18 protein-coding genes are annotated in these 22,912 nt (G+C 31.2%); 16 read left to right on the forward strand and 2 right to left on the reverse strand.

Annotated elements, in window-relative coordinates; genetic code table 11:
- Positions 1 to 161: 161 nt before the first annotated feature.
- Together R2R35_RS16775 and R2R35_RS16780 are read left to right on the forward strand one after the other, a co-directional pair.
- Entirely contained in the window at positions 162 to 938 is a 777-nt protein-coding gene (locus R2R35_RS16775) for an ABC transporter permease (RefSeq protein WP_317730980.1), read from the forward strand.
- 96 nt (positions 939 to 1,034) lie between these two features.
- Entirely contained in the window at positions 1,035 to 1,772 is a 738-nt protein-coding gene (locus tag R2R35_RS16780) for an ABC transporter ATP-binding protein (protein ID WP_317730981.1), read from the forward strand.
- 63 nt (positions 1,773 to 1,835) lie between these two features.
- Here the strand turns inward: R2R35_RS16780 and R2R35_RS16785 are convergent, their stop codons facing one another.
- On the reverse strand, positions 1,836 to 3,662 hold the full coding sequence (locus tag R2R35_RS16785) for an O-antigen ligase family protein (RefSeq protein ID WP_317730982.1): 1,827 nt from the start codon (positions 3,660 to 3,662) through the stop codon (positions 1,836 to 1,838).
- Between the two features lie 406 nt (positions 3,663 to 4,068).
- On the opposite strand from R2R35_RS16785, the gene R2R35_RS16790 reads away from it, so the two are divergent.
- From R2R35_RS16790 to R2R35_RS16855, 14 genes are all read left to right on the forward strand, one after another.
- A complete protein-coding gene (locus tag R2R35_RS16790) occupies positions 4,069 to 4,704 on the forward strand; it encodes a sugar transferase (RefSeq protein WP_317730984.1) in 636 nt (211 codons plus the stop codon).
- Positions 4,705 to 4,838: 134 nt separating this feature from the next.
- A complete protein-coding gene (locus tag R2R35_RS16795; RefSeq protein WP_317730985.1) occupies positions 4,839 to 5,633 on the forward strand; it encodes an NAD-dependent epimerase/dehydratase family protein in 795 nt (264 codons plus the stop codon).
- 51 nt (positions 5,634 to 5,684) lie between these two features.
- Complete coding sequence (locus R2R35_RS16800; protein WP_317730986.1) at positions 5,685 to 6,458, forward strand: glycosyltransferase family 2 protein; 774 nt, start codon at positions 5,685 to 5,687, stop codon at positions 6,456 to 6,458.
- A 43-nt stretch (positions 6,459 to 6,501) separates the two neighbouring features.
- The gene (locus tag R2R35_RS16805; protein ID WP_317730987.1) at positions 6,502 to 7,467 is read left to right on the forward strand and encodes a glycosyltransferase; all 966 of its coding nucleotides are present in this window, start codon (positions 6,502 to 6,504) and stop codon (positions 7,465 to 7,467) included.
- A 60-nt stretch (positions 7,468 to 7,527) separates the two neighbouring features.
- Entirely contained in the window at positions 7,528 to 8,310 is a 783-nt protein-coding gene (locus tag R2R35_RS16810; protein ID WP_317730988.1) for an ABC transporter permease, read from the forward strand.
- Between the two features lie 15 nt (positions 8,311 to 8,325).
- Complete coding sequence (locus R2R35_RS16815; protein WP_317730989.1) at positions 8,326 to 9,069, forward strand: ABC transporter ATP-binding protein; 744 nt, start codon at positions 8,326 to 8,328, stop codon at positions 9,067 to 9,069.
- Positions 9,070 to 9,138: 69 nt separating this feature from the next.
- Complete coding sequence (locus R2R35_RS16820; RefSeq protein WP_317730990.1) at positions 9,139 to 11,019, forward strand: DUF4422 domain-containing protein; 1,881 nt, start codon at positions 9,139 to 9,141, stop codon at positions 11,017 to 11,019.
- 21 nt (positions 11,020 to 11,040) lie between these two features.
- Entirely contained in the window at positions 11,041 to 12,141 is a 1,101-nt protein-coding gene (locus R2R35_RS16825) for a glycosyltransferase family 2 protein (RefSeq protein ID WP_317730991.1), read from the forward strand.
- A gap of 19 nt (positions 12,142 to 12,160) precedes the next feature.
- Positions 12,161 to 12,940 carry a glucose-1-phosphate cytidylyltransferase gene (rfbF, locus tag R2R35_RS16830; protein WP_317730992.1) on the forward strand — a complete coding sequence of 260 codons (780 nt, stop codon included), beginning with the start codon at positions 12,161 to 12,163 and terminating at the stop codon, positions 12,938 to 12,940.
- A complete protein-coding gene (gene rfbG, locus R2R35_RS16835; RefSeq protein ID WP_317730994.1) occupies positions 12,940 to 13,992 on the forward strand; it encodes a CDP-glucose 4,6-dehydratase in 1,053 nt (350 codons plus the stop codon). Before rfbF ends, rfbG begins: the two co-directional genes overlap by 1 nt.
- Positions 13,993 to 14,061: 69 nt before the next feature.
- Positions 14,062 to 14,985 (forward strand): NAD-dependent epimerase/dehydratase family protein, encoded by a 924-nt coding sequence (locus R2R35_RS16840; RefSeq protein ID WP_317730995.1) that lies wholly within the window; start codon positions 14,062 to 14,064, stop codon positions 14,983 to 14,985.
- The gene (gene glf, locus R2R35_RS16845; RefSeq protein WP_317730996.1) at positions 14,978 to 16,141 is read left to right on the forward strand and encodes a UDP-galactopyranose mutase; all 1,164 of its coding nucleotides are present in this window, start codon (positions 14,978 to 14,980) and stop codon (positions 16,139 to 16,141) included. Before R2R35_RS16840 ends, glf begins: the two co-directional genes overlap by 8 nt.
- 57 nt (positions 16,142 to 16,198) lie before the next feature.
- Entirely contained in the window at positions 16,199 to 17,386 is a 1,188-nt protein-coding gene (locus tag R2R35_RS16850) for a glycosyltransferase (protein WP_317734806.1), read from the forward strand.
- 37 nt (positions 17,387 to 17,423) lie between these two features.
- The gene (locus tag R2R35_RS16855) at positions 17,424 to 19,061 is read left to right on the forward strand and encodes a polysaccharide pyruvyl transferase family protein (RefSeq protein ID WP_317730997.1); all 1,638 of its coding nucleotides are present in this window, start codon (positions 17,424 to 17,426) and stop codon (positions 19,059 to 19,061) included.
- 127 nt (positions 19,062 to 19,188) lie between these two features.
- Here the strand turns inward: R2R35_RS16855 and R2R35_RS16860 are convergent, their stop codons facing one another.
- Entirely contained in the window at positions 19,189 to 22,407 is a 3,219-nt protein-coding gene (locus R2R35_RS16860; protein WP_317730998.1) for a X2-like carbohydrate binding domain-containing protein, read from the reverse strand.
- Positions 22,408 to 22,912: the final 505 nt, after the last annotated feature.

Consider the following 22,912-nt stretch of genomic DNA (forward strand, 5'->3'; position numbering starts at 1 on the left):
TAGAATGGTATTTGAGCTTGACTTTAATAATTTATAATAAAAATTGAATTAACCATTAGTTTAACATGTAGGTGTAATATTAAGGAAAGAGTATAGAGTATTACACCTATATGATGGCTATATATTCAACGAATATAGTAAGAAAGAAAACAGGTGGTAAATTGAAAAAGTATTTCAGTAATTTTGCAAAATATAGATTTTTATTAGCGGAACTTGTTAAAAAAGGAGTAACCTTAAAATATAGAAGATCCTATCTGGGTGTAGTTTGGACTTTGATTGAACCTTTATTAACAATGATGGTTTTAACGCTCGTATTTGGTACGCTGTTTGGAAACACTGACAGGACCTTTCCCGTCTACATACTGTCAGGACGGTTAATGTATTCTTTTTTCTCAAATAGTACGAAGACCTCAATGAAGTCGATTCGATCCAATAGTGGTATGATTAAGAAGGTATATGTACCAAAATATATGTATCCTTTATCATGTATATTAAGCGATTATATAACATTCCTGATATCTTTGCTTATATTGTTTATAGTTAGTATTGTACTAAGAGTTGAGCCTAGTTTTTATCTGTTCCAAGCTGTCATACCATTATTGATCTTACCGGTTATGTGTTATGGCTTAGGACTAATATTAGCGACACTCTCGGTGTTTTTTAGAGATCTGGAATATATCTGGTCGGTTGTAATGATGCTTATTATGTATACATCAGCAATATTTTATAAGCCTGAGAGAATTATCAAGGCAGGATATGGCTGGCTGCTTGATATAAATCCGCTATATTCCGTTGTAGTGAATTTTCGAAATGCAATCTTTGGACAGGCATTGGATACAAGAGCGTTAGGGTTATCCTTACTTTACACTGCTGGATTTATGATTGTCGGGTTACTCATGTTTTATAAAAAGCAGGATGAATTTATATTACATGTTTAATGGTAGAAGTTGCAGTGAAAATATGATAAGAGAAAAACTACAACCAGTTATAAACGTATATCAGATTCCTTATTTGGTATATGGGAAAGAGGAAATATGGCTAAAACAGCGGTAGAAGTCAATCATGTCAGTATGAAATATAATATGTCTACTCAAAAGGTTGACAGTTTAAAGGAATATTTTATTAAGCTTGTAAAAAAGGAATTAAAGTATAAAGAGTTCTGGGCCTTAAAAGATGTTGACCTGTCTATTGAAAAAGGAGACCGCCTTGGAATTTTAGGGCTTAATGGTGCCGGTAAAAGTACTCTGCTTAAAATAATAGCAGGTGTTCAGAAGCCTACAGAGGGCAATGTTAATGTTAAAGGGAAGATAGCCCCTTTGTTAGAGCTTGGAGCCGGTTTTGAAGGTGAATATACAGGTATTGAGAATATATATCTTTATGGATCTGTTTTGGGGTATCACAGGGATTTTATTAATGAAAAATTTAATGAAATCGTGGAGTTCTCTGAATTAGGTGAGTTTATAAAAGTACCACTTAAGAATTATTCCTCCGGTATGAAATCAAGGCTTGGTTTTTCAATTGCTACTATTGTGGAGCCGGATGTTTTGATATTGGACGAAGTATTGTCAGTAGGTGATGCGAAGTTTAAAAAGAAATGTGAAGCAAAGATACAGAGTATGTTTGATAAAGGGGTTACAGTGTTATTTGTATCTCATTCCCTTGCGCAGGTTAAGAAAATATGCAATAAGGCTATTCTGTTGGAAAAGGGGCAATTAATAGCAAATGGTACTATTGATGAAGTAAGTGCCATTTATGAAGAGAAGACGAAATAGTTAAGAATGAATATATAAAGCTCCAGTAAGTTTACATCTACTGGAGCTTTTTAGTGCTGCTTGTTATTTTCCTTTTGTGCTATTAGGTATTTGAGAAGCATTGTATGCATTACACGCTATACCGATACCGAGCAAGGACCAAAATACCGGAGAAACAGCCATAGAGGAGTCGTTTGTAATACCTGCCAACATAAATCCTATGGTTGCAATAAAAGAAGCAATACCGGTACGTGTAAATAATGTATAGGAAACAATATTCTTATATAAGCGAATGCTCCATACAAAATAAATTATATAGAATACGAGAAAAGATATCAAAGCTAACAGTCCGGATTGAATGCCTAATTGTAAATAAAAGCTATGAGGTTTTGTTAAAAGCTCATCTCCAAACCCTGAATTGTAAAGATTAACGTAATCTTGCTGAGGAAATGCAAAAACGTATGAATTAGCACCTTCACCCAGTATAATACGGTCTTTTAACAAGGGGATAGACCTTGACCAAATATAACCCCTTCCAGAGGCATAATTTTCATAACCTGTAAATATTGCAGAATCAGCTTGTACTATTTTATCCAATTTACCATACTTATTAATATAGTAGAATGTATCATCTCCTAATTGATTGGTAAAATTCCAGTCTGTACCATCTATCGATAACTGTAGTACTGCTAAGCTATCTGCATATCCTATTGCAGCAGTAATACCTTGAAAGCGCTCATCATCAATAATAAGTTGTCCGGATTCATCTTTATGACTTGCTAGTATGCTTTCTTTCTCATCATAGAAGTAAGTGTTATAATTGGTGTCTTCAAGCTTTATATCAATGTTCAAGTTATTGCCTTTATAAGTAATAGTAAGTAGTTTATCTGTCTTGATATCAGTTAAATTAGGCGTAGACTTTGTGATATTTGTAAAGCTTTGAAATGTGTTCTTAATAAAACTAAAATTAGTTAGTGAAATAATCAATATTCCAACTAAAAGAAAACCAGTAGTAATCATACTTATTTTTTTATTAGTAAAGATTTTAGCACGAAAGAAGAATAATAAAAACGGAATGGTAGCAATTATACATATAATGGATGTTTTGGATTCAGAACCTAACAGTGATATAATCAATCCTAATAATATAGTACTATATAGTGCCAGTGCTTTTTTTGTCTTCTCAGTTATAAGGAGACATAAAATAAAAGGAATGAGCATGGATACATATACTCCGACATAGTTAGGATTAAATAGAGTCATATATGTACGATTTTTACCAAATGACATGGTATATCCAGCTAAATTACTCCATTGAGTTCTTGGAAGATAAAGTTTTTTTCCAATCTCTGTTGCTAGAAAATCATGTCCAATAGCTTGTAGTGACCCGATAAATACTATAACTAAAACGCCTATCATAAAATAGTGAAGTAAGTAGGCTAGATCTTCTTCTTTTTTTATGTAAAGATAACAATAAATTACTATCAGGCTGTAGCTTATTAGTGTAAAAACGGATTCAAACTGATCAAATATACCCCAGTAACCATACTTGGCAGTTTCAGAAGTTATAGTTGAGAGTAAATTTAAAACCCCTAATAATAATAAGGGAATAAATAATTTTAAGTCCTTAAAGTTACTGTTAGATTTTTTTATGTTTAGTATAATCAATACTAACATCACCGCCGATATTATAAGAAAAAATATCTGCTTGTAATGAAGGAAGAAATCTAAGGTGGAAGAGTTCTGCGATGCCCATGAATAAGAAGATATATCAGGGTTATCAAGGTGATAATGCATAATTAATGGTAAAACAGCGAGTATTAAGATGATAGGTATAACAAGATATTTACTGCTTTGAGAGGTATACGAATGTTGTTTTGATTTTGTTTTACTGGTTGATTTGTTTGCCATAGGGGACTCCTTAAGTATAAAAAATACATTATTAGGGTGAATTTATAGTACAGGAGTATTTTAATACTTATTCTGGTAATTGACAAGGTAAAGAGTAGAATTAGGTGATTTTAATTTTTATTTTTATTATTCTAATGAGGCATAGGCTTGAATTGCTTTGATACAAATCAAGATTTATTAATAATATAGATTATACAACTACATAGAATGAAAATGTGGTTCTTGAATGGATACAAAAACTTTTTGCTGTACAAATCAAGAATTATATAAATAATATTAAGATTTGATGTAAATAGGTCTGAAATGCTTACTTTTAATTCTAATTATAAGCAAAGGACAAAAAAGCTTGTATTCTCAAGACCTATTCATTATAATAAAAGTAATAATTAGACAGGAAGAGATATCAATGTATAATAAAATTATAAAAAGAATATTGGATATTATGATTGCCTTTCTATCACTTATTATTTTAGCGGGGATTATTTTAATGATATCATTACTGATTAAAATTACATCAAAGGGCAAAGTATTGTACCGACAAAAAAGAGTAGGAAAGAATAAAAAAGAATTTTACATATTAAAGTTTCGGACCATGTCATCTGCGGCACCAAAAGATGTACCGACTCATCTGCTTGAAAATCCGGACCAATATATAACTAGAATCGGTAAACTACTAAGAAAGACAAGTCTTGATGAATTACCGCAATTAGTTAATATACTGAAAGGGGATATGTCATTAGTTGGTCCGAGGCCGGCTTTATGGAATCAATTTGATCTTATTAAAGAAAGAGATCGGTATGGGGCAAATGATGTGAGGCCAGGCTTAACAGGCTGGGCACAGATTAACGGAAGGGATGAAGTACCAATACCACTTAAAGTTCGTTATGATAGTGAATATATACAAAAAATGAGTTTTCTTTTTGATTTGACCTGTATGTCAAAAACGGTTGTTTGCGTTGTAAAGCATGAAGGAGTAAGAGAAGGTGCGTTGGAAGGTGGAACGGAAAGTAAGTATGAAAACGGTATTGATTATTTAAGTTAACAGAATTGAGAGTAGAATTATTAGTATGCAAGAAACAATAGAATTGTAATGTAACTCAATCTTAATTGTAAAGGTTTTATAATTTAGATTTAACTATGAAGTTACTGTATGTCTAATTAAAGGATTTGACTATAATGAAAAAAATATTAGTAATTGGAGCTAATAGCTATATTGGTAAATGTTTTAAAAAATTTGTAGATAATAATTATAAACTATTGCTGAAAGTAGAAATGGTCAGTGCCTCAAATGGCGAGTGGGAAAATATAGATTTTGCCCAGTATGATGTGATTTTACATTTATCTGCAATTGTACATAAAAGAGAAAAAAAGTGTATGATGAAAATGTATGAGAAAGTAAATTATCAGTTGGCTGTTAATTCTGCCCAGAAAGCAAAGAAAAGTGGTGTACACCAGTTTGTTTTTATGAGTTCGGCTGCTGTTTATGGTAATATAAGTGGATGTATAACAAGCGATACTATTCCTAGACCGATTTCATTGTATGGAAAAACTAAATTGGCAGCAGAGAATGAAATCTTAAAATCACAAGATAAAGATTTTAAAGTAGTAGTTTTAAGAACACCAATGGTTTACGGTAAAGGGTGCAAAGGCAATTATGCAAGGCTTGTTAAACTGGCTAAATATCTATTTTTAATACCCAATTATCATAATATAAGAAGTATGGTATCTATCGAAAATTTATGCGAATTTTTAGTAAACGTCGTAGTTAATGAATCAAAAGGTGTTTTTTACCCTCAAAACGATAGTTTCGTAGATACTTGTGAATTAATAGAAGGAATTAGAAAAGATTTAGGTAAGAAAACAAGACGTACTCAGTGTGCTAATTGGATAATAAGCATACTGGTTAAAAAAAAGGGAGGCATTTTTCAAAAAATATTTGGTGATTTTTATTATGATAAATCGCTAATATAAACACATTAAGTTACTTAATCTACTTCCTTATAAATAATGAATAATGCGAAAATGTATATTAAATTGGAGGTGGTATATATTAATCCAATTGTTTCAGTTATAATACCTGTTTATAATAATAGCCTTTATATTGAACAAGCTATTGAATCAGTACTTATACAAGATATACCATTAGAAATAATAGTTATAAATGATTGCTCGCAGGATAACCTTGAACAAGTGATAGAGAAATATCTTAAAATGGATAATTTTATATATGTTAAGAATGAGATTAACCTTGGGGTAGCTGCAAGCAGAAATAAAGGGGTAGGACTAGCAAAAGGACGTTTCATTGCATTTTTAGATGCTGATGATTGGTGGAGTCCTGATAAATTAAAAAAACAGATGGAAATTATGGATACAAATAAGTATGTGATTTGTTTTACAGGAAGAAAAATTGTTAATTCATCAGGTTTATATATTAAAACAATTATTCCTTCCAAGCAAGTAGTAAATTATAATACATTATTACATCATAATAGCATATCATGTTCATCAGTTATGCTTGCTAAAAAAATAGCTTGTGAGCATCCAATGAGGAACGATGAATACCATGAAGATTATATAAATTGGCTAGAAGTATTAAAAGATCATGGTCTTGCATTTTGTTTAAGAGAACCATTAATAACATATAGAAAAAGTATTAATGGTAAGTCAAGGAGGCGTTTTAACTCCATTAGAATGACTTACGGAGTTTATAGGACAGAGAGAATTAGCAAAGTAAGATCATTATTTTTAGTATGCTCCCATTTATTACATGGAATAATAAAATGTTTTCAAATTTAATAGATGTATAAAAATAAAAAATTAAGGAGTATACTAATAAGCCATGCATTATATAAGTGTTATTGTTCCTGTATTCAATGTTGAGAATTATTTAGAACAATGTATAAATAGTATTATCAAACAGACATATAAAAATATTGAAGTTATATTAGTTAACGATGGTTCCAACGACAGAAGTGGTTCAATTTGTGATAAATATGCTACAAAAGACAATCGTATTAAAGTTATACATCAAGTAAATGCTGGCTTGTCAAATGCTAGAAATATAGGATTGGATTTAGCTAAAGGAGATTTTATTGGTTTTGTCGATAGTGATGACTACATTGAAGAAGATATGTTTGAATTTTTAATAAAACTTGCATTAGATAATAATGCAGATATTGCTATATGCGGAACATATAACAAAAATAAGATAAATAGAACAAATAATCATAAACGAAATCATGTCTATTTGCCAGAAGAAGCAATAAAGGTTATGCTAACAGAAACTAAGTTTAATACAAGTGCATGGGATAAACTTTATAAGAAAGAGTTATTTATTAATATAAAGTATCCTAAAGGAAAAATATACGAAGATTTAGATACTACATATAAATTAATACATAAAGCGAATAAAATAGTATACAATTCTACTCCCAAATATTATTATCGAGTAAATCCTAAAAGCATTACAAATAAATCTTTTAGTAATAAAAACTTAGATTTTTTAGAAATTTCTTTTGATATGATAAACTTTTTAAAAAAAGAATATCCGTCTGTAACAAATGTAGCTTATAATAGACTTGTTAGATATTCGATATCTTTTTTAAAAACTATCGCGGATGAAAATTTTAAAGATATAGATACGATTAATTTACTGATTTCTATAGTTAGAAAAAATATTATTAAATATATATTCAGTAATTATAAAACTTCTAGTAAATTATATGGATTATTAATATCAATAAACTACAACTTTGCTTCACTAGTTAATAAAGGGATAATGTATAAAAATATAGATAGAATTTGATTTTTGTTAATTACTCAGTCAAATCTCACTGAAAGTTCGAATAAGATAAGGAAATTTAATATGAATTTAAAAACACAAATAATAACGTTTATTAAATATGGTAATTTATTGAAGAAATTAGTTGCACGAGATATAAAAGTTCGATATAGAAGATCTTTTTTAGGTTTATTATGGACAGTTCTTAATCCATTATTATCTATGATTATCTTAACAATCGTATTTTCTAATTTGTTTAAAATGAGTATAGCAAACTTTCCAGTATATGTTTTGATTGGTAATATTGTATTTAATTTTAATTCTGAAGCTACGACTCAGTCCTTAACATCAATTATCGATAATTCGTCTTTGATTAAGAAGATATATATACCTAAGTATTTATTTCCTATTTCAAAAGTAGCTTCAAGTTTGGTGAATTTTGGATTTTCTTGTATAGCCTTATTAATCGTTATGATATTTACTAAAGCAGATTTTTATATATTACTAATTACACTATGGATTCCTTTTATTTATTTGTTTATGTTTACATTAGGTCTTAGTCTTATATTATGTTCTGTTAATGTGTTTTTTAGAGATATTGGTCATTTATATAGTGTTTTTTTAACTGCATGGACATATTTAACTCCGCTTTTTTATTCTATTGAGATTGTTCCAAACAATATAAAAAAGTTTATATATTTAAATCCTATGTTCCATTACGTTACTTTTTTTAGGGCTATAATACTAGATGGATATTATCCTGATTTAAAAGAAAATATTATATGCTTTTTATTTGGTCTGGTAACTTTAATAATAGGTATAATAATATTAAAAAGAACACAAGATAAATTTATTTTGCATATATAGAAAATGAGGCTTAAGATGAATGAAAATAATGTGATAATCAGTGTCGATAAAGTATCTATGATGTTTAATATATGTGGTGAAAGAATTGACAGTTTAAAAGAATATATTATTAAATTACTGAAAGGTAACTTAATGTATGAAGAATTTTGGGCTTTAAAAGATATAAGTTTTGAGGTTAAAAGAGGAGAAAAAATAGGAATTGTTGGATTAAATGGTTCCGGCAAAAGCACTCTATTAAAACTAATATCAGGAGTAATGAAGCCGACTAAAGGAAAAATAAAAGTAAATGGGTCTATTGCTCCACTTATTGAGTTAGGTGCAGGATTTGATGCAAATTTATCTGCTGAAGAAAATATATATCTGAATGGTGCTATATTAGGTTATACAGATCAGCAAATAAAAGAAAGATACGATGAGATAATTAAGTTTGCTGAATTGGAAAGGTTTGAAAAAGTGGCAATAAAGAATTTTTCTTCTGGTATGATAGCAAGGTTGGGATTTGCAATTGCTACATCTAATATACCTGACATTTTGGTTGTTGATGAAATTTTATCTGTCGGTGATTTTGAATTTCAGCAAAAATGTTATGATAGAATGAAGAAAATGACAGATCTTGGGACTACAGTTTTGTTTGTTTCACATTCACCAAATCAAGTTAAAGAAATATGTGAAAAAGTAATATGGATACAAAATGGACATATGGTTGAAATTGGTGATTCGAAATATATTTTAGAGAAATATATGAGCAAGGGTAATTAACAGTACTTACTATTTTAAGTGTTGTTTAACGTATGATAATAAAAATTAAGTAAGGTAGTGAGGAACGGTATGAGTGGAGATAAGAAAAATATTAAAATATTTGTAACCCATAGAATAGATAAAAATAGTGTATGTTTAGAGAATCCATTGTTTGTTCCGATTCGGTGTGGAGCAGCTTTAGATAAAGATAATGTAGCTTCTACAATACAAGGAGATAATACTGGAGAGAATATATCACTTAAAAGATTATCATACTGTGAGCTTACAACACAATATTGGGCTTGGAAAAATGAAGATTTAGATTATTATGGCTTCTGTCACTACAGACGTTATTTTTCATTTAATGAGAAACCATTGGTTGAAGATGTTTGGGGAAATGTGGTATATAATTCATTGAATGAGAAAGCAATTAAAGAACTTTGTCTCGATTCTCTAACAGTAAGGGGAAAAATTGAAAAATATGATGTTTTAATTGCGAAAAGTTGGGATTTAAAAACTATAAAATGCAAATCAGTCAGAGAACATTATAATTCTGCTGACTCACTTGACATTAAACATTTTGATTGCATGATAGAAGTTATAAATAAAAAGTATCCTGAATTTAGTAATGCTGCAAAAAAATATTCTAATGGAAAAATTTTATATTCCTGTAATATGTTTATTATGAAAAAAGAAGTTTTTTGCAAATACTCAGAATGGTTGTTTGATATACTGGGGGAAGTTGAAAAGTTGATTGATACAGAATACTTTTCAGAAGAAAAACTACGAACAATGGGTCATCTAGGAGAAAGATTAGCTGGTATATATTATACATATTTGTTAGAAGAGGGTATATATAAAACAATAGAATTACAAAAAGCTTTAATAAATAATACGGATGTAGAAGAAAATATAGATCCAAAGTTTACGAGTAATCAAGTACCTATTGTTTTGGCAGCTAGTGATCTTTTTGCTCCTGTTCTTGGGGTATGTCTTAAGTCAATTATTAATTGTACCACTGAGTTTAATAATTATGATATTATTATTTTTAACAAGGAAATTAGCAAAGATAACAAATGTAAAATATTAAAATTACAAGAAAATCGAAATAATATTAGTATACGTTTTTTTGATGTAACACGTAAAGTAAGTGAATATGATTTATCACCTAATGAACACGTTGGTATTGAAACATACTATAGATTTTTAATCCAAGATGTAATGAAACATTATGATAAAGTTATTTACATGGATTCAGATGTTATAGTAAAGGCAGATTTAGCAGAATTATATCATACTAATATTGATAATAAAATTCTAGCTGCAACTCATGATGCAGATTTTATAGGGCAATATAGTTTAAAAAATGGTAAAGTAAAAAACTATTGTGAAAAAACATTAAAGTTGAAAAAGCCATACAATTATTTTCAAGCTGGCGTATTGTTATTAAATATTACAGAGATGAATAAATCTTTTAATGTTAAAGAACTACTTGAAATTGCTCAAAAAGGTATATATAAATATATGGATCAGGATATTTTAAATATCAAATGTAATGATCGTATTGTATATTTGAATATGAAGTGGAATTTGTTGACTGACTGTGCAAGATATAGGATTAATAATGTTATTAAGTTTGCACCATTCAACCTATATAATGAGTATTTAGAGGCTAGAAAAAGTCCTAAAATAATTCATTATGCTGGTTATTTAAAACCATGGTATAATGCTGAAGAGGATATGGCTGAGGAATTTTGGAGAGTAGCCAAACAAACAGATTTTTATGAATTATTACTTTACCGTATGAATACGGGAGCTGCGTGGCATATAGCACACAATATGAAAAGAAGAATAGATTATAAGGGGAGTATTTTGAAGTATTGCTATCGAATTTACTCTTTCCTAAATCCAGCTAATACTAAACGAAGAAAACTATTCAATAAAATATACTTAAAAATGAGATCGAGTTAAATGTTGTAAAGGATGATTAGTGTGATTGATACGAAAACAGATTTTTTTAAGACTAAAAATAATTTTCAAAAGTATAAAGGGGTAGAAAGTGAATGTATTCTTTCTTATAAGAGTGAAAAAAATCCTTTTATTACAGTAGTTATTCCTACATATAAAAGAGTGGATACATTAAAGTTGTCAATTAATTCTGTTTTAAATCAAAATAACATTGAAAATATTAATTATGAAATTTTAGTTATTGATAATGACAATAATTTTGAGAGTGAAACAGAGTTACTAATAAAAAGTTATAAACAGTTACCAATAAGATATTATAAAAACATGGAAAATATTGGACAAGTAGGTAATTGGAATAGAGGAATTGAACTTTCACGATCTGAGTGGATAGTTTTGTTGCATGATGATGATTTGCTGGAACCGAATTATTTTGTTGAAATTATTAAACTATTAACGTTGAATAAAAATATACAAGGTTTGGGAACTATATACAAGTTATTTAATCATGATAGTGAGATTTTACATACTGATACTTGGGATTTAAATTATAATAAAAAAAATAGTCTAGTCAAAAAAAATAAAGTTAAAGGTATTATTAAAAATATATTACTTATAATAAGAAAATCTAGAAAAAAATTAGGTAGAGGTAAATTGTATAAATTAAAGTTAATAGATTATTACTTTGAATGTGGTTATAATGCACCTATTGGGACATTGTATAAGAAGTCTAATGTAATAGAGTTAGGTGGGTTTGATGATCAATTTTTCCCAATTAGTGACCAAGTTTTTCATATTAATTATCTTTTAACATATGGGTTCTACATCTTTTCACTAGAATTGTCTTTGAGAGGGATAGGATTTAATGAAGCTCTATTAAAAAAATGGAGAATTGGATTTATTGAAAACGGCTACTTTCTTCGCAAGGCAATAAAAAATAAGTTAAAAATTCATTTTTGGGGTGAATGGTGGATTCAAATTGATTTACTGTATCAAGCTAGGGTAAATTATGACTTGGAAATGTCAGATATTAGACGTAATTTTTTGAATATCAAATATGATAAACCGTTTTATAAATTTTTATATTTACTAATTTATCGATCTTACAATTTAATAAAAAAATACTAATTATAAGGAGAATACACAAATGAAGGTAGTGATATTAGCTGGAGGATATGGTACAAGAATTAGTGAAGAGTCACATTTAAAACCAAAACCTATGATAGAAATAGGAGGAATGCCTATTTTATGGCATGTAATGAAATTATATTCTTACTATGGATACAATGAATTTATTATATGTTGTGGTTATAAAGGATATGTAATAAAAGAGTATTTTGCAGACTATTATTTACATAATTCGGATATTACTTTTGATTTTACAGATAATAATAGAATGGAAATACATAATAATGTTGCCGAACCATGGAAGGTAACATTAATAGATACTGGTTTAAATACAATGACTGGAGGTCGTATCAAAAGAGTAAAAGAATATATTGGAGAGAGTCCTTTTTTGTTAACATATGGAGATGGAGTAAGTGATGTTAATATAAAGGAACTGGTTCGATATCATAATGAGCATGGTAAGAAGGCTACAATTACTGCGATTCAACCAGGAGGTAGATTTGGTACTTTGGATATTTCGGAGGATAACAGCATCAATCGATTTGCTGAAAAAACGAAAGAAGATGGTGGATGGATAAATGGTGGTTTTATGGTGTTAGAACCATCTGTCATAGATTATATTGATAATGATACAATATCATTTGAAAAATATCCATTAGAAAAATTAGCAAGAGAGGGACAATTAAATGCCTACATGCATCACGGATTCTGGCAGTGTATGGATACACTAAGAGATAAAAATTATCTTGATGAACTATTAGAAAATGGTCAAGCACCATGGAAAGTGTGGGGGAAATAATGGATTTATCATTTTACAAAGGAAAAACTGTACTAGTAACAGGTCATACAGGATTTAAGGGTTCATGGATGTGTAAAGTGCTAGTAATGAATGGAGCTCGTGTTATTGGTTATTCATTAAAACCACCTACAAATCCAAGCTTATTTGAAATTGCAAAAATAGAAGAGCAAATAACTTCGGTAATTGGTGATATAAGAGATTTAGAAGCTATTAAGAATTGTATGGATAAATATAATCCTGATATAGTAATACATATGGCAGCTCAACCGATTGTACGAGAAGCCTATATAAATCCCGTTTATACTTATGAAACTAATGTTTTAGGAACTGTTAATATTCTTGAATCAGTACGTCTTAATAATAATGTTAAGTCATTTATTAATGTAACAACTGATAAGGTTTATGAAAACAATGAATGGGAATGGGGATACAGAGAAATTGACAGGCTAAATGGATATGATCCTTATTCAAATTCAAAATCCTGTTCTGAGTTAATTACTAGTTCGTATATAAAATCTTTTTTTAGAGATAAAAACATTGCATTATCAACTTGCCGTGCAGGGAATGTAATTGGAGGTGGAGATTTTGCTAATGATAGAATTATTCCTGATTGTATAAGGGCGGTGGCATCAAATAAAGAGATTATTGTAAGAAATCCAAATTCAACAAGACCATACCAGCATGTGCTAGAACCTGTTTGTACTTATCTATTTTTAGCCCAAGCTCAGTATATAGATAAAGTAATACAAGGAAGCTTTAATGTTGGGCCTGAAGATAAAGATTGTATAACTACCGGAAAACTTGTAGATATTTTCTGTGAAAGTTGGGGTGAAAATGCCAAGTGGAGAGATATATCAGAAGTGGATGCACCACATGAAGCTAATTTCCTGAAATTAGATTGCTCAAAAATAAAAACATTATTGGAATGGAAACCTCGATGGGGAATCGAAGATGCTGTTAAAAAAACAATTGAGTGGAGCAAAGTATTTTATTCTAATAAAGATGTCAATGCAGTTATGGAAGATCAGATAACTGAATATTTAAAGAGTTAACTACTATTATGACACTTAGGTTAAACTAAGTGTCATAATTATAATATGCAACCAATAGGAGACAATAATATGAAAAAAGTAATTATAATGGGGGCAAATGGCTTTATAGGATCACATCTTGCCATTATGTTTCTTAAAGAAAACTGGGATGTTTACTGTCTTGTGCAAAATAAGTCGAATTTTGAGTTGGATGGAAGTAATATTATTGAATTTGAACTTAATAAATTGAATGAACTAGAAGGTAAACTTCCTACTAATGCAGATTTATTTTATAACTTAGCTTGGATAGGGGTAAGTTCCACTTATAAAAATGATTTTGAAATACAGTCACAAAATATAGCACACTCATTAGAAGCACTAAAGTTAGCAGAAAAGTTAAAATGTTCAAAAGTAATTTATCCTGGTTCGGTTTCGGAATACGCTTATGCAGAAACACCTGTGAATGGAAGAAACTTACCGTGTCCAGCTGATATGTACAGTGCATGTAAAACATCTGTGCATTTTATTTGTGATCTATATTCAAGGCAAAATAATTTAGAATTTCTATGGGTCCTTATACCAAGCATCTATGGACCTGGAAGAGAAGATAACAATATAATTACGTATGCTATAAAAACTTTTTTAAGTAATAAAAAGCCTTCTTTTACGAAACTAGAACAAATGTGGGATTATTTATATATTGATGATTTGATAGCTGCTTTATATTTATTAGGGCAGCAAGGAATAGGGGGTAAAACATATGTAGTAGGAACAGGAAATTCATATCCACTATCAAAGTACATTGAAATAATCAGAGATATAATTAATCCATCGCTTCCTATGGGGATTGGTGAATTACCGTATAAAACGACTAAAGTAGACAATTCGATAGTTGATATTACTTTGTTAACAGAAGATACTGACTATAAACCTAGATATACTTTTTATCAGGGAATTGTAAATACAATAGAGTATTTTAAGAAAAATAGAAATGAGGGGAATAAATATGATTGAAGCAATAGTTGTAGGTGCCGGATTCTCTGGCGCAGTAATAGCACGTCACTTAGCAGTAAACAAAAATAAAAAAGTACTACTATTAGATAAAAGGAATCACATTGCTGGAAACATGTATGATAAAGTAGATGAAAATGGGATAATTGTACAACAGTATGGACCGCATATCTTTCATACAAATAATGAACGAGTTTACAATTATATAAAGCAATTTGGGACCTGGGAAAAATATTTTCTAGAATGCATGGTTTTCATGAATGGTAAATATACAAATTCGCCATTCAACTTCAAGACTATTGATGATTACTATGAAAAAGATAAAGCAGAATTATTAAAAGAAAGAATTAGTAAATATTATAATGGACTTGAAAAAGCTACAATAGTTGAAATGCTTAATTGTGAAGATGAAATCATAAGAGGGTATGCAAAGTTCCTTTTTGATAATGACTACAGTTTATATACTGCTAAGCAGTGGGGGATATCACCAAGCGAAATTGATATAAGTGTATTAAAAAGAGTGCCAGTTCTTTTTTCTTATAACACTGGGTACTTTGATGATTTATATCAATGTATGCCTGTTGGAGGCTTTACAAATGTTATTGAAGACATTATAAATCATCCTAATATAGAAATCAAGTTAAATACTAATGTAAAAGACTATTTGGAATTTGATTTGAAAGACAGTGTTATAAAAAGAGATGGTACTGTGCTAAAAGTCCCTGTTGTTTATACAGGAGCTCTAGATGAGTTATCCGATTATAAGTTTGGGTTATTACCATATCGATCTTTGTATTTTGAGTACAAAACAGAAAACATAAAAAGTTATCAAAAGGCTCCAGTAGTTGCATATCCACAGGCTAAGAGTTTCACAAGAATTACAGAGTATAATAAATTACCGAAACAAGAAAGTATTAAAACAACAATTGCAGTAGAGTATCCGATTCAATATAATTTAGGTGGCGCCTCAGAACCATATTATCCAATTATTACTGAAGATAATCAAAATAAATATAATAAGTATAAAAGTTTATTTGATAAAATTGATAACATTTTTATTTGTGGTAGGCTTGCTGATTATAAATATTATAATATGGACCAAGTTATAAACCGAGCTTTGGAGGTATGTGATAGTTTAGATTTGTGGTTTTCCAAATGAATTAAATAAAATTACATTAGAAAAGTAGGTGATTTAATTAAAAGATTACTAATAGTTATTTCAAAATTATCAGGTGGAGGAGCAGAACACGTAGCTAGAAATAATATTGAATGTTTTGTAAATGATTCAAACATAGAGTTAGCTATATTAACTTGTGATGCTTCCGCGACAAAAATGTTTAATTTAAAAATATTTATTGCTAAGGATTTCAGAAGTTTAAAAGGAGTTTTTTCAAAAGGTATAGGTAGTATGTACATGGAATATAATTACAGAATTGTTCGGCAATGTCTAACGAGGTTTAAACCAGATATTATACATATGCATGACTATATACCATTTTCTCCAAGTATGTTAAAAGCTTTTAGTGAGTACAAAGTACGTTCCTTGTGTAAAATAATATTGACTCATCATACATTTTCTTTTTTGTGTACAAACGATTCATTATTTAATTACTCTACTTCAAAATTATGTGAAAAATGTATTGGTAAATTTGATAAAACTATCATTAAAGAAAATTGCTACAATAGCAATATTGGTTCAACTTTGAAGTATTTACAAAAAAAAAGAATAATGTATTTTATGGGTAATTTAATAGATATTCATGTAGCACCAAGCTATTTTATGAAGAATATGTTGCTAAAAGTTAATAATAAATATAAAGTTGAAGTCGTATACAATCCTTGTATAAAAAATAATTTTCAATTACCTTATAATAAAAAAGAAAATAAAATTGTATACTTTGGACGTATTAGCAAAGAAAAAAACATTTTAAGAATAGTTGAATTATTTGATAGTTCTTGTACTGGAACAATGCAATTGCTCATTATTGGAAATGGAGATCAATCTGGAGAATTAAGAAAAATAGTGAATAATGCTAGAAATAGAAAGATGATTGTTTTTAAGAATGAATTTTTAAGTACTGAAAAATTGTATGAAGAAATAATTGATGCAAAGTATTTAATATTACCATCTGTTTGGTATGAAAACAGTCCGGTATCAATTGTTGAAGCAATAAGTTTAGGCATAGTTCCTATTGTTTCAAATATAGGAGGGATGAAAGAATTAGTTGACTATTTCGAATTTGGTTATTGCTTCGATCCATATGATGATAAAAGTTTTGTTGAAATAATTAGAAACTTAGATAATTTTATTCATCCTAGACCTGATGATAAAGTATTAGTGAAATTAAATCTATTTACAAATAAACAATACCAAAAAGACATTATCAGTATTTACAATAGTTAATTAGTACAAAATATTAATTATAGAATAGGGTATTTACATGAAATATAAACTGCAGAGTAAAAATGAATGTGGTTCTAATTATAATAAATATATAATTTGTGAACAAGAATCACTAAAATTAAATAATTTTAATTGGCCAGTTTTAGTAAATGCGTATAACAGAAAAGTTAGAAACTACCATATTATAAAAAAGAACAGCTTTAAAAAGTCAGAAAAATATTACGATGAAAACAAGTTTAATGTCGGGATTCTTGGAATATGGAGTGAAAAGAACTATGGTTCTGAGTTAACTTACTATGCACTCTACCAAGTTATAACAAGTATGGGTTTTAAGGTACAAATGATAGAAAGACCTCGAGACGCAGAATGGAAACCAAATGAATCTGCTATTTTATTTAAAACTAATCCATATCCAAAATACTCTTTATGCCCTTTATATAATACAAAATATGATATGTTGGATATTAATAATCGATTTGAAACTGTTGTTATAGGGTCTGACCAATTATGGCATAGAGAGTTATATGAATGTTTTGGAAAAATATGTTACTTGGACTTTTTGAAAAGCAATATAAAAAAAATATCATATGCGACTTCTTTTGGCAAAGATGAGTGGACTGGTAACGAATATGATAAAAGAGAAGCTACTTATCATCTGAATAAATTCGATTATATTTCAGTAAGAGAATATAGTGGAGTGAATTTATGTAAAGATAAATTTAATCTCATGGCAGAGAGGGTATTAGATCCAGTATTTTTGTGTGAAGAGAATTACTTTTTAGAGTTAGCGAAAAGATCAAAAATGAAAACTCCTTTTGAGTTTATTGGAGTGTATATACTTGATAATTCAGAACTAAAGCAAGAGATTATTAATTATATAAGTATAAAGTTAAAAATAGAACACAATATAATTTCTGATGCGTTAAAAGAAAATATTACAAATGAGTGGGATAATAATATTATTAAAAATGCATATACTGAAGACTGGCTTAAGAATATTATCACATCTAAATATGTTATAACAGATTCTTTTCATGGTATGTGTTTTGCAATTATATTTAAGAAACAATTTATAGTTATTGAAAATGAAAAAAGGGGAAGTGCTCGATTTGTAGACTTATTAACTATGTTAGGTCTTAAAGAAAGATTGGTTAATAGTATGCATAATGTAGAACGATTGCTTACAAATAATATCGATTATAATAAAGTTGATGAAATATTACATAACGAAATTAATAAGTCGTATAATTGGTTAAAGACAGCACTTGTCGAAAGAAAAAAAGTTAGTTATACTGTGGATGATAATATGTTGAGTAATATTACTGACCATGCAAAAAAGTATAATTTGCATAATTATTACTTACAAAATTCATTGGTACGACATGAAGAATCTTTAATAAAGCATGAAGAAGTAGTAAATCGGCATGAAGAAGCATTAATAAAGCATGAAGAAGTAGTAAATCGGCATGAAGAAGCATTAATTAAACATGAAAAAGTAGTGAATAAGCATGAAATTTCAATAAATCGGCATGAAGAAGTTGTTAATAATCTTATTAATCAACAAATTATTCAAGAAAAGATAATTGATGAAATGACTAAGCAAATTATTCATTTAAATAATAGAATAAATGAAGGTGGAATTAGGAATAAGATTAAGAAATTATTTAAACATTAAAACCCAAGATTTATGCTGAAAATTAGCAGATTAAAGTAATTATTACTAAGAGGTTAAGTGAGGTAGCTTCAAATGATTTTTGAAGCTACCTCACTCCATTTAGGCTATCAAAGTGAAAAGGTACGCTCTACGGCTCCACCCCCCAAACCAAACTACCATCCAAGTAAGCCGTAACCTTACTCCAATCCCCATAACTCGTACCACTGGAATTAAAGGAATAGTCATTACTCTGTGTATAATTACTCCAATCACTCTTAGAAAATCTAGTCTGAACAAACGCACTGGACCCAGCCGCAAGACTTCCGGCACCACTGGAAAAGCTTATCTCAAGATAACAATCCGCTGTAGTTTTAACAGTAGCCATATCCACAAAAGCGCCTGTCACATTAGCAGAACCAACAGATGACCAGTCACACCAGAAGCTTTGTGCAGCTGCTCCGTCATCAGTGAAATAGTATCTTAATTTTACAGATGCCAGATTAATAGCACTGCTGCCGCTGTTTGTCAGCTTGAGTTGGGGTGATATGCTCTGTGTACTGGCAGTAAGTCCATTATTATACATCTGAACTGTCAATCCGCTGCTGCCGCTATTTGTCGTATCTGAAATCACAATACTAAGAACCGGATCAGTACCGGCACTAAAATCAAAAGTCAAACTGGTAGTTCCAACTGACCTTCCTGCCAGATAAGCCTTCTTAATCACAACCGTATTACCGGATACCGTATAATCAGTTCCAGCTGTTAGTACAGTTGTACCATTTTTAATAGCATTCAAAGTAATCCCATTAGGAGTAATTGTAACAGTTACATCCGCCTGCTTCGTTGTATTCTTATCAAATGTAGCTGTTACAGGTGAAATACTAGCAGAATTTGTAGGAGTAGGCGTTGGAGTAGTTGTAGGGGTAGGTGTAACTGTAACCGTCGGAGTAGGTGTAGTAGTGGGAGTAGGCGTTGTGGTCGGTGTCGGTGTAACAGTAGGAGTTACATTGGTATCACCATATACAATACCTCTTCCATTGGTTCCCACATAAACTCGTCCGAAGATTCTCGGATCACCGGTAATGCACATATTAATTCTACCATATTGGTGATTATCATCATTAATCCTTACCCAGCTGGCTCCCACATCCGTTGAACGGTAAATACCACGTACTCCGTCAATCTCTGCGGTGATATAAAGTGCCATGTAGTTTGCACCGGGTGCTGCTTTACCAAAGCCGACTACATCTGCTTCGTCTACACTGCTTATCCTTGTAAAGGTAGCACCGGAGTCTGTGGAATGCCATAAACCATACTCATAACCTTCACTGCCGCCGGCAAGCCAGATATCACCTTCAATACCAGGCATAGCCTTAAAGTTAACAGGTGTTGTTTCGGGAGAAGGACTGGAGGAGGGATCAGGGAGTCCGGTTGCTGTAAGTGTAAAACTGGCACCTTTATTGGTACTAACATAAAAGTTTCCGCCAGAATAACCATAGAACTTGTTGGGATTTACACGGTCTGAACCAACAAAAGCATTTACAGGGAGGCCGGTGCAGGCTGTCCAGGAGCTTCCGGAAGTGGTGGAATAGGAAGGGGTCTTACCGGCAGGCGCCCATACTATGGTATTGCCGTCAGCGGACATGGCTACCTTTCCACCTTCTGTTTTATCGCCGCTGTTTGAGGACCAGCTGTTGGTTCCAGCACTCCAGTTATAACCACTATCGTAAGAGATACCAATTCTGGGATTGGTTCCCTCATCTGTATTACCAACCCGCACAAATTTCGTTGGATTCAGTTCTGCATAATCCATGCTTGTAGTCGTAGCGAAATTCGGTGTGGTCATCATCAGGGAGGGTATCTTTGTCAGATCATCGTGTACGAAACCGGTAACGTCACCTATACCACTGACCAGGTGAGCTTTGCCGCTGTTAGGGCTAATCAGGGAAAGAACGGCGGTCTGTTCGATTCCAAGGGATTTTACAGTGATCTTTACTTTACCACCGGAATCGATTGCTGTTAGATTATCAGCACCATATACCGTAGCTCCGGTTCCATACATCATTCGGTCAGAATTAAAAGGATCGATAGCAATATTTCCCATCATCCAGCCAAGCTTTGGAATGGCATCCGGTGGAATTGGCTGCTTGCCAAAGGTCAGCCAGGGAGACACTGAAATATCCTGGGTATAACGAAGCGTACGATCTGGATATCCATTCCAATCCCAGAACCTTGTCCAGGTACTGCCGCCATCTGTAGAACGGAAAATGTTGGCATCCGGCCACCAGCTATTCAATGTCGTTACTATAAGTGTATCGGGATCCTGTGCATCCACAGATAATCCGCCATAGCCATAGTAGTTATCCTCGCTTGACGAAGGAACGGGACTTATCTTACTCCAAACAGAAGTATTGGTATTGTATTTCCATACATCACCTTTTGTGCCATCATAAGGACCTACACCGTTACTGTATGGAATATAGAGCATTCCGTCGGAGGAAAGGACACCGTGATGAGGAAAATAACCATCTTTGGGTTGTCCGGCTACGGCACTCCAGGTCTGACCACCGTTAGTGGTATAAAATACCGTATTTTTCGCAGCCTCACCGCTTTTTGCCTTATTTGCAACACCTACGTAAATGGTCTTGCAAGGGGATCCGGCAGTGCTGGAGCGTGGGTCAAAGGTTACCCATACTACACCGGTAAGTGTATTGTCATAATAAGTAGGATCAAGATCTGTGGGAGCAAAGTTACCTACTTCTGTAAAGGTGGTGACTTGGCTCCAGGTAACACCATAATCTATACTTTTCCATAAGCCGTTCCCGCTTCTGGTGCCCATGTAAAGGACATTGTTGCTGTTAGGGTCAACAACAAGACGTTCGCCCATGGAACGACCCATCATATTGGCACCAACCTTAAAGGGAAGGTTCGTTACCTGCCAGGTATCACCTTTATCGGTGGAACGTAGAATTGCTCCGTTATAGATTGTCCAATTGTTGGTATAGGTACCTGCTGCTATGTATACACGGTTGGTATCTACAGGGTCCACAGCCAGACTGTCGCAACCTAAGTTGTTCCAGTCATCAAAGCCGATGGTATCCGTTAAGGGAATCCATCTTTGCGTTGTTGGATTCCAGCGGTATGCACCACCCATGTCTGTTCTTGCATAAATGAGATCTTTTTCTCCGGGATTGAAAATTACATTATCTACATAACCGCCTCCGCCAATCTGAACGTTTTGCCAGGTGTAGGCTTCGCTTGCAACCTTCGCAGATGCCACTGACGGAAGTAACAGGGAGGCAGCAGTGGTAATTACCATAGCAGCAGCTGTTATTGCGCTTATAGCAATTTTGAATTTCTTTTTCATCATTTACCCTCTTTTCTGAACTGCCAATTAGTATTGGCTATTCCTTAATTAGTTGTACGAAAGAAGTCTTTCTTTCGTACTATACCCTCCACATTTTTTGTATAATGGCTACATCCTTTAAGTATGAAATACCTTCGTTTCCTCCTTTCCGTGCATCAAAATAGTATTACTTCTATATAAGTGGGCGTGCCATTATGCACAGTAATAAATGCTCACAATTGATAGCATAAAAACGTATGGAAAATACTTATGCGAGCTGTTTATCTAATTAATTTGCGTAAGTGATCGTGAGATTACTTTAATACAATTGTGTTATAATACTAGCCGGGATATGAAGCAGGTTATTGAAAACTCCGGGTAAATTAGTAATCCTTCGGAGCTTATGCCAATTAAAAGAATCAGGAATGTGACAAGTAGTCAAGAAGTGTTAAATATTTACAAAATATAATTTTATACTACATAAATTTGTGACTTTTGTCAATGATGATGTTTCACAATCTCACAT

The organism is Anaerocolumna sp. AGMB13020 (assembly GCF_033100115.1).
Classification (GTDB): Bacteria; Bacillota; Clostridia; order Lachnospirales; family Lachnospiraceae; genus Anaerocolumna.

Coding starts and splice junctions, on each gene's coding strand:
- R2R35_RS16780 (WP_317730981.1), top strand. CDS start 1,035: ATGGCTAAAACAGCGGTAGAAGTCAATCATGTCAGTATGAAATATAAT.
- R2R35_RS16785 (WP_317730982.1), bottom strand. CDS start 3,662: ATGGCAAACAAATCAACCAGTAAAACAAAATCAAAACAACATTCGTAT.
- R2R35_RS16790 (WP_317730984.1), top strand. CDS start 4,069: ATGTATAATAAAATTATAAAAAGAATATTGGATATTATGATTGCCTTT.
- R2R35_RS16795 (WP_317730985.1), top strand. CDS start 4,839: ATGAAAAAAATATTAGTAATTGGAGCTAATAGCTATATTGGTAAATGT.
- R2R35_RS16800 (WP_317730986.1), top strand. CDS start 5,685: ATGTATATTAAATTGGAGGTGGTATATATTAATCCAATTGTTTCAGTT.
- R2R35_RS16805 (WP_317730987.1), top strand. CDS start 6,502: ATGCATTATATAAGTGTTATTGTTCCTGTATTCAATGTTGAGAATTAT.
- R2R35_RS16810 (WP_317730988.1), top strand. CDS start 7,528: ATGAATTTAAAAACACAAATAATAACGTTTATTAAATATGGTAATTTA.
- R2R35_RS16815 (WP_317730989.1), top strand. CDS start 8,326: ATGAATGAAAATAATGTGATAATCAGTGTCGATAAAGTATCTATGATG.
- R2R35_RS16820 (WP_317730990.1), top strand. CDS start 9,139: ATGAGTGGAGATAAGAAAAATATTAAAATATTTGTAACCCATAGAATA.
- rfbF (WP_317730992.1), top strand. CDS start 12,161: ATGAAGGTAGTGATATTAGCTGGAGGATATGGTACAAGAATTAGTGAA.
- rfbG (WP_317730994.1), top strand. CDS start 12,940: ATGGATTTATCATTTTACAAAGGAAAAACTGTACTAGTAACAGGTCAT.
- R2R35_RS16840 (WP_317730995.1), top strand. CDS start 14,062: ATGAAAAAAGTAATTATAATGGGGGCAAATGGCTTTATAGGATCACAT.
- glf (WP_317730996.1), top strand. CDS start 14,978: ATGATTGAAGCAATAGTTGTAGGTGCCGGATTCTCTGGCGCAGTAATA.
- R2R35_RS16855 (WP_317730997.1), top strand. CDS start 17,424: ATGAAATATAAACTGCAGAGTAAAAATGAATGTGGTTCTAATTATAAT.
- R2R35_RS16860 (WP_317730998.1), bottom strand. CDS start 22,407: ATGAAAAAGAAATTCAAAATTGCTATAAGCGCAATAACAGCTGCTGCT.